We start from the raw sequence: 8,202 nt of genomic DNA, 5'->3' as shown, positions 1-8,202 counted from the left end.
ACGGTCCCGGGAGACGAGCCTGGCCCGATGACGCTCGTGTCACAACGGACCTAGCTTCGCAACGAGTTCGGCGATCACTTCGGGCGACAGCCCCGTGATTCTCTCATTGCCGACGATCAACGCACGCGCTTCATTCCCCACCACACAGCAGTGCTTCCGCCAAGCGACCACAGCCAACCATGCACGAGCTCGTAAAGCGTGTTCCGCAACCCGGTGAGCAGGCATCTTTCCCGTATGGCTGGGGTGTTGCGGGCCGAGCGGGTGTGGGTGGAGACGTTCACCGGACTGCGGGCCGGGCAGTTCGAGCGGCTGTTGCGGGCGGTGCGCGAGCGAGGTGGTGACGGCCGCGGGCCTCCACCGTGCCTCTGACCAGCAATATCCCCGAGTGGAAGGTCGTGTGGGCACAGCGGTCGTGGGTGTTGTCGAAGAACGCGAGATCCACCAGGCCCGTGCCGTCTTCGAGCGTGACGAAGATGATTCGCTTGCCGGAGGGAATGGGCGGGGTCTGGGTGGAGGCGCGCACGCCGGCGACGAGGACGGTCTGGCCGGGGTGGAGGGTGCGCAGGCGGGCGGCGGTAGTGGCGCCGATCTCGCGCAGGAGCCGGTGGTGGTGGTCCATCAGGTGCTGGGAGACGTCGATGGAGAGGGTATTCAGTTCGGCGGTGAGGGCTTCGCGGCTGGTCATCTCCGGCAGGCCGGACGGCTGGGCGGTCACAAGGGTGCCGTCCAGGGGGCGCTGACCGGCGGCGGGGTGGTGGGTGCGGGTGTGGCGGTGGAGCTCGGTGGTTTGCAGGAGCAGGTCGCGGCGGGTGAGTGTGCCGCGCAGGGCGTCGAGGGCGCCGATCTCGACCAGGCGCTGGGCGGTGGGCAGGGCGGGGCGGGCCCGTTGCCACAGGTCCTGGAGGGAGACGTAGGGCTGGCCTGCGGCGATGCGGGCGACGTCCGCTTCGGTGATGCCCTTGACCGTGCTGAGGGCGAGGCGTACCGCCCACACGCCCGTCTCGGTCTTCTCGACCTGGTGGGAGGGGTGGGAGCGGTTGATGTCGACGGGCAGGGCCGGGACACCGCGGCGCCGGAAGTCAGCGATCAGCACGCGGGCGGGCCACATGCCGCGGTCGTGCTCAAGCAGGCCGACGAGGAACGCGGCGGGGTGGTGGGTCTTGAGGTAGGCCGACTGCAGGGCGGGCACGGCGAACGCCACGGGTTGTCCAGGTCGCTCAGGGCGGCGAGCCGGTCGCAGGCGAGCTCGACGGGCTGCCGACCATCGTCAAGGCGTCCACGGTCGAGTCGTCCGCCGGTCACCCGTACCAGGAGGGGCCACCTGTCACCTGCCGCGTCGGCATGGTCGGCGGACGAGGGTGTGGTCGCCACCGGAGCTCACTCGGCGGAGAGCGCGGCGCGGGCGTAGACGGTCCGGGAGGTGTCGGGTCGGTGGACGGCTGAGAGGGCGTCCAGGAGCCGGGTGTACAGCTCCAGGTCCTCCTCGGGGACGGTGTCCTCCAGCAGACGAAGCCGGGCGCCTTGAGCCGGCTCCGCGCGATTTTGATCATCTTGCCGGCCGGTCCGCCCAGGTTGTGCTCGACGCGGCACACCGCGCGGTCGCCCTCGAAGCCGGTGACCCGCAGGCGGCGGGTGGTGCCGTACTCGCTGACTACCGTGAGCACGGGGGGGGGAGGAGGAACAAGGGCGCGGGAGGCCGGTCTCATTCGCGCCCCCTGGACGGCCGCGCAGGTATGCGGTGCACTGGTGGTCCCCCCGCATATACCTGCCACGGTCGGCAGGACGCCACCACCCGCAGTCGCCTAGTGCCGCCCGCGGCCACCCATCGAACAGACCGTGCGCCGCAGCACTGGTCGGCGTGCCAGCACCGCCTCCGTCCTCACCTTCGTCGCGGCCGACCGAGACCAAGAAGCAGTAGAAAGCACGACCACCCGCCTGGGCAGCCCAGGCTCAGGCGGGTGGCCCCCTCGTCGGTTCCTCACCCGACGGCATTCCCGTCGGCTTCGAAGCCCTCCCCGCCATCTACGTACCGCGCGCCCTCGTCACAACGCCCGACGGACGGCCGCGCACGCCCCACAGCCCGCGACAAACGAAGGACAACTATGTCTGCCGAAACCCGCTTCTCCATTCCCGACCTTTACTGCCCCTTCACCGGCACGTGCGACCAGCCGCAGCCGGCCGCCGAGGGCGTCGGGCGCGACATCGCGGCTCTGGTACATGACCTCGACGACAACCCTGCACTCGCCGAGATGCTGGCCGAGCTCCGCCTGGGCGAGTTCACGGCGCGTTTGTCCCCGCGACTCACCACCGAAGGCAACTGGCTTATGCAGCTGTATTGGGCGATTTACTTCACAAGCGACCATTGGTGCGACCGCAGGCCCGACGGCACGTTCCGGGAAACCGCGGAAGCGGTGGACTTCTGCCGCCGTACTGTCCGGGTCCTGTGCGGCGAGCCCGTCGCGGCCGACGATCCGGTGCCCACGCGTTTGACCGCCTCCCTCAGGGAGCGACTGGACGAGTACTGTCCCGGCTGGACGGACTCCCGGCTCCCTCACTACTTCGGCCGTAACATGACGGCCCGCCTGTGGGAAATCGACGTCCACCGGAGTGGCCGGACACCCTCGTTGGCGGAATACCGCCGCATCAAAGTCGTGAAGAGCGGACCGGAGCCCCTATTCGAACTCGACATCCTGGCCCATCGGCTGTGCATTCCCTCCTGGATCCGCGCGCACCCGGCGGTCGAGACCCTCCAAGAAATCGCCGCGGACTACATCGCGAGGTACACGGACATCGTGACCGTGTCGAAGGATCTCCACGAAGGCACCATGTCCAACATCGTCACGGTCATCCGGGCCGAACGCGGCTGCACCCTCCAGAACGCCGTCGATACCGCCGCGGAGATCATCCGGGCCGACGCCGACGCCTTCGTCGATCTGCGGGCCCGCCTGCCCCACTTGGGAGCCGGGTGCCATCCTGACCTCGAGTCGTTCCTGGACCGGCTGCAGGAGTGGATGGCCAACTGCGAACCCTGGGCGAGGAACCTTCCCCGGTACAGCAAGCACGAAGCCGGGTAGAAGCCCCTAACCTTCGCCGTACCTCTCGACAAGACCGAGAATCCGAACAGGCCTTATGCTTTGTCGCCGAGTCCCTTTGGCGCCGGTCCCCCCACCCGATTGTTACCCCGTCATGGTCGAGAGCGACCTACCCGGCCCTTGGCGCGCGACGTCCCGATTCACCGCCGCCGTGAGCGTGCCTGCCCTGCTGGGCGTACTCTTCGACGCCATGGGGACCGATACCGGCTTCCGGTTCGAGGCCGTGCACATGGCATGGGCCCGACGGCTGACCGACGCGTACGGGCACCTGACGATGTCACAGGTGCTCAGGCCGTCGACCCGGGAGGGTACGGGGCCACTCCCTGGCGCCAGGAGTGTCGAACCACGACGCCGATCCACCGGTATGCACCTTCACCCGGAGCACTGGCACCGGCCGTGACCTCTTGGTGCTGATGTGCAACGGTTGCTCTCTCGAACGGTCCTTCCACACCGCTCTCACCCGGCAAGGGTTCGCCTCGGCTCCTTCCACCGGTGACACCGCTCGCGGACGCGCCGACGCTCCGGCGCGGACGGGTCGGCTCCGACCCGGGTGGTGCGCGCCGCCGCGTTGGCCGCCGGGCGGGGCACAACGGCGTCCGCGGGGGCACCGCCGCGCTTCCCCACGGCGGTGAGTGCACTCGGTTGCCCGCATATCGTCCGCTGAGAGCAGGGCATATTGAAACGGTGGACACCCCCACGCCCCGTAGGGACCACTCGCGGATCCGGCGCCATGTATGGGAACTGGTCAACGGTGAGGGACCGGCCGGGCGCACACCCTCACGGCGCCGTGCCCCATGGGCCCACTGACGGCCAACGATATGCATCACGGCGGAGAGACCCTTCATGAAGAGTCCGTACCATCAATGCGACGCATGTGCCCGGGTTCCTGATGCCCAAGGCGGTCCCGAAGGCCCTGCGGGTGCTGCCGGAGTGGGTGCTTTCCGCACCGGTCTGGACATTCGCCGCTGTTCTTGTGGCGATGGTATGCGCCTCAGGCGAGCGACTGGAGCGGAGCCTGGGGGTGGTCGAGTTGACGATCGCGCTGCACCGCGTCTTCTACTCTCCCCACGACGGCATCCTGTTCGACTCCGTCCATCAGAGGTACCTCACCGGCTCCTGGCGGGCCATCGGATCAGCTTTGGCGGGTTGTGCGCTGCCGGCGGCCTGCCCGGCTACCTCTCCCGCGAAGAGTCCCGGCACGACATCGTCGAGAACCCGTGGGCCTCCACCGCCCTGTCCTGCACCGGCGGCCCGGCTACGGCTCATGCCCTGGCCGAAGACGGCGACCGGGCAGTCGTCACGGTCAGCGGCGACGGCGCGCTGATCGCCGAATACCTTGATCCGATGGCTGTGGCGATGAATACACCGCCTGGAACCACTAGACCGCCATCAGGCAGCTCAGGGGCGAGGCCGGCCAGGCGTTGTCGTCGGTTACCCGCACTCCTCCAACATGGACCGCCTCGTCGGGACCGCACTCGTCGCTGTGCAGGCCAATAGCAAACGACTCACTGGTCCAGCGAATTCGCAGATATCTGGGCTGCCGTGTGTGACACACGATCGGCCGTCACCTCCGGCGCCTCCCTTGCCCACGGCATGGCCGACAGCGCCCTGGCGTGACCGACCACGCGCCACGACGACGTACAAGCGGTCACAGCAGCCGAAGAGTGCCGACACTTCGGCTTGCCCGTGAAGTCGAGCCGTACGGCACCACAGTTGCGACAGCGCGAGAGGAGCGTTCTGGTGAAACCTGGTTTCTTCCTCCATGGAGTGCCTGCTCCAGGGCACCCTGCAACAACCGGTCGGTCGGGGCGAGTTCTCTGTGAAGGCGCCCGGTCATGGGCGCGGTAAGGTCCGAGGGAGGAATCCGGCGGTTCCGTGCCGGTCGGCATCGCCTCATCGAGCATCTGACCGGATGGGTCAACCCTGACGGTGGCGTCCACGCACCCTGTGAAAGTCGGGTCCTGGAATCGGCGCTCGCCCTGCGCCTCCTCGAAGCACCTGAGACCCAGCCTGACGTCCGGCAACCGCTGCGCGTCTACTTGGAGAAGACACGTGCATCCGCCGCGTCCCGGCTTGACGCCGTCTTGGCCACAGCGGCACTCGGCTTCCCCGTGCCGAACGGATCCGTCCTGGTCCAGGAGATCACCAAGGACATCGATCATTTCACCGCCGGCCGCAAGCGCGTGCTCCTGGAGGCGGTGCTCTATGCAGTGGGAGCTACCGGTGAGGCGACTGCGACACCGGCGGAGATCTTCGAAGCAGGTGACCTTCAGGTCTGGAAACAGGTGGAGATGACGGCGTGCAAGGTGATCCTCGCCCGCGCTCTCGGAAAACAGGGTGAATGGATCCGGCACGACGATCTGCGGCTGCTAGCCTCCCTGCTGCGGCCGGACCGGATCTGGGAAGGCAACATACTGGTCCACCTGCTGGTCCTGACCGCACTCCACGGCTTCCCCGCCTACCAGCAGCAGTCCCGGAACGGGCGCACCGCGCTCCTGGCCGCCCAACGACACGACGGCGGATTCAGCCTCTGCCCCGACATGAACGTCACCATTACCGCCCTCACCGCCACGGCACTGGCCGAGGCCGACGCCGACCCGGCCCTCCTCGACCGCATGACCGACTGGCTGGCCGCCCGCCAGGACGTCACCGGGGGCTGGGTCTACAACGCGGCCACTACGCAGACGGATGTCGAGACCACGTCGTTCGTCATGGAGGCGCTGCAATCGGCCCCCCACCCCCGCTACACCGAGCACCTGCGGCGCGGCTACCCCTACTTGTGTCGCATGCAGAACCCTGACGGCGGCGTCCCCAACTACCAGCACGGGAACCCCTCGGAAACCTCCATCACCGGCGAGACCGCTACGATCCTGTCCGCCCAGCCGATCCACACCGCCCAAGTGCAGCGCGCTGTGCGGTTCGTCATTGACCAGCAGCACGCCGACGGTGGCTTCTCCCTCAACTGGAGTGCCAGCGACGCCAACGTCATCCTGCGCGCCTGCCTCGGCATGCAGAGCGCCATCACCCACGGCCGTCTGCAGCCGCTGCTGGAGCAGGCCGCACGCCACGCCGTCCGCCGCAGCACCGAGTTCCTGGGCCGCCGCCAAAACCCCGACGGCGGCTGGGGCCAGCAGCCTGGGGAGCCCAGCGATCCCACCAGCACCGCCTTCGCACTCTGCACCCTCGCCAGGACCCGCCCGGACCACCCGGCAGCCGCCCGCGCAGCCACCTACCTGCTCAACGTTCAAAACCCCGACGGCAGCTTCACCGCACCCCCCGACACCTACTCGCCCCGCTTCATCCCCATCGACTTCAAAATCCTCCCGAGCATCTACGCACTGCGCGCCCTCGCCGGCCACCGCGCGGCGGCACGGACGACCACACCACCCAACGGTCCATGACACTCGGAGAGAGCAATCGCCCGGCCCGGCACTTGGCCCCCATTGAAGACGGCCCCCGGGTCGGCCAGTTCAGGCGGTTCACGCACGGTGCGTGGAGGGTTACACGACCGTGGGCGTGGGGAGCCGTGGCCAAGCCGGTACGCCTGAGGCCAAACAACCGCACCGGCGCTTGCGTACGCGCTCAAGGCCCCGTGGACACCTCACCACCGGCAACAGCACCCCGCACGGAAAGGAAGACGACATGTCGGCTACCGAGCCTCTGCGGATGCGTGGCCATCAGCCCTCTGACGAGCTGCGCCTGCACTTCCCGCTTCCCCCGCTCGATTACTCCCACGATTACGAGGATATCGTCGAAGGCACTCGGGAATGGGCTCGGCCTTACACCGGGTATCTCGGTGCACGGGATCACGACATCCTCGACTCCTGTGCCTATTCAGCGAACATGTGTTTCAACCCACGCGTTCCCCAGCATCTGCGCGTCTGGTTCAGCGCCGTATCGTCATGGCTCCTCCTCTCCGACGACCTCTACGACCGGGGGACCGTGCAGGACCGGCAGCAGCGGTACGCCGAGGTGGCACCGCAGCAACGGCATGCTCTTCTCACCCCTCTCGACATCCCCGATCCTGACCGCCTACACCCGCTGAGCGCCTACATCTGGGCGCTGCGCCGCTACGGCGAGGAGCATGCGCCACCGGCGGCCGTCCGTGGAGTGATGAAGGGCCTTGAGCGCGGCCTACGCGAGACGGCGACCGAAATCGGCTACGCGGTCCGCGCGGAACACTGCGGGGCGGACGAATACATTCGACGGCTTTTGAGCGGCGCGAAGTACACGGGAGCCTTCACGACCATGGAGGAGGTCTGTAATCGGCTGACAATTCCGGAGAACGAACGACGACATCCCATCATGCAGGGCCTCTACCGCCTCACCGGCACTTTGGCTCACTTCCACCTCGACTTCGCCGGATGGGCCAGTGACGGTCCCGACGAGGCCTACAACCTCATCAACGCCGTCGCACATGACCTGGGGATTCCACCGTGCAAGGCTGGGCCTCCGGCGGTCGAACTCGTCAACCTCGTCATGGAGCTCTTCCTGCAATTGCGAGAGAAGCTCAAACCTCAGGTCGGCGAAGCCACCCGCACTCTCCTGGACGAACTCGACTGGATGTTGCGCGGCAACATGGACTGGGCCCTTTACACCACCCGGTACGCCGGCGACACCAATCCGATGCGGCCGCTGCTGCCGGAGGAGCACCAGACGCCGGTGCCGCCGCCGCGGCTCGACAAGGCGCCATGCCCGGCACTGGGCCCCCTGTTCAATTTGCTGACCTGAACGTTGCGGTTCCGCGTACCCATGCTTGTGGCCCGCTGGCGCCGAGGGGCCGCGGGCGTGGTCCCGTAGGTGCCTCAGCACGTCATGCCCGAGCCGAAGCCGAGCTCGGCCGGCAGGGCGCTCCCACTCCCCGGTTGGACGGGGCCACCAGCGGCAACCGGTGGGAAGGAATGGCCACCACCATCGCCGGCAGCGGGCCGGGTTCGGACTTTGCCCCGGACACCAGGTCCTCGGCCTGGTCCGCGACCGATGTGTCGACCTTGTGGGCCCGGCACTCGGGTGCCGCACCGGCCGGTCTCGGGGGGGGGGGGGGGGGGGCCTCCCGTCCCCTCTTTTTTTTGTTGGGGGGTTGTTGGTTTCACACCAGACGTCGAGAAGG

The 8,202-nt window shown here is 68.0% G+C and carries 4 protein-coding genes and 3 pseudogenes; 5 read left to right on the top strand and 2 right to left on the bottom strand.

Annotated elements, in window-relative coordinates; all coding sequences use genetic code 11:
• Positions 1–234: 234 nt before the first annotated feature.
• A pseudogene (locus tag ACZ53N_RS35365) lies at positions 235–366 on the top strand (IS5/IS1182 family transposase); the annotation flags it as partial.
• Here the strand turns inward: ACZ53N_RS35365 and ACZ53N_RS35360 are convergent.
• Both ACZ53N_RS35360 and ACZ53N_RS35355 read right to left on the bottom strand, forming a co-directional pair.
• Positions 344–1,201 (bottom strand): annotated as a pseudogene (locus tag ACZ53N_RS35360) (helix-hairpin-helix domain-containing protein); the annotation flags it as partial. The pseudogenes ACZ53N_RS35365 and ACZ53N_RS35360 overlap by 23 nt on opposite strands.
• Positions 1,202–1,377: 176 nt before the next feature.
• A complete protein-coding gene (locus tag ACZ53N_RS35355) occupies positions 1,378–1,590 on the bottom strand; it encodes a DUF6354 family protein (RefSeq protein WP_469144851.1) in 213 nt (70 codons plus the stop codon).
• 512 nt (positions 1,591–2,102) lie between these two features.
• Between ACZ53N_RS35355 and ACZ53N_RS35350 the strand changes: the two genes are divergently transcribed.
• From ACZ53N_RS35350 to ACZ53N_RS35335, 4 genes and pseudogenes are all read left to right on the top strand, one after another.
• Positions 2,103–3,074, top strand: a complete 972-nt coding sequence (locus ACZ53N_RS35350; protein WP_469144850.1) for a terpene synthase family protein — start codon at positions 2,103–2,105, stop codon at positions 3,072–3,074.
• Between the two features lie 907 nt (positions 3,075–3,981).
• Positions 3,982–4,589 (top strand): annotated as a pseudogene (locus tag ACZ53N_RS35345) (1-deoxy-D-xylulose-5-phosphate synthase N-terminal domain-containing protein).
• A 587-nt stretch (positions 4,590–5,176) separates the two neighbouring features.
• Positions 5,177–6,493: a prenyltransferase/squalene oxidase repeat-containing protein gene (locus tag ACZ53N_RS35340; protein WP_469144849.1), complete on the top strand. Its 1,317-nt coding sequence runs from the start codon at positions 5,177–5,179 to the stop codon at positions 6,491–6,493.
• 241 nt (positions 6,494–6,734) lie between these two features.
• Positions 6,735–7,823 (top strand): terpene synthase family protein, encoded by a 1,089-nt coding sequence (locus ACZ53N_RS35335; RefSeq protein WP_469144848.1) that lies wholly within the window; start codon positions 6,735–6,737, stop codon positions 7,821–7,823.
• Positions 7,824–8,202: the final 379 nt, after the last annotated feature.

The sequence above is a fragment of the Streptomyces sp. NPDC033229 genome, assembly GCF_055576875.1.
The sequence above is the reverse complement of the archived record's forward strand: the minus strand, read 5'-3'. Positions and strand labels throughout refer to the sequence as shown.

Excerpts from the sequence above, each read along its gene's own strand:
- ACZ53N_RS35350 (WP_469144850.1), top strand. The coding sequence starts at position 2,103 with ATGTCTGCCGAAACCCGCTTCTCCATTCCCGACCTTTACTGCCCCTTC.
- ACZ53N_RS35335 (WP_469144848.1), top strand. The coding sequence starts at position 6,735 with ATGTCGGCTACCGAGCCTCTGCGGATGCGTGGCCATCAGCCCTCTGAC.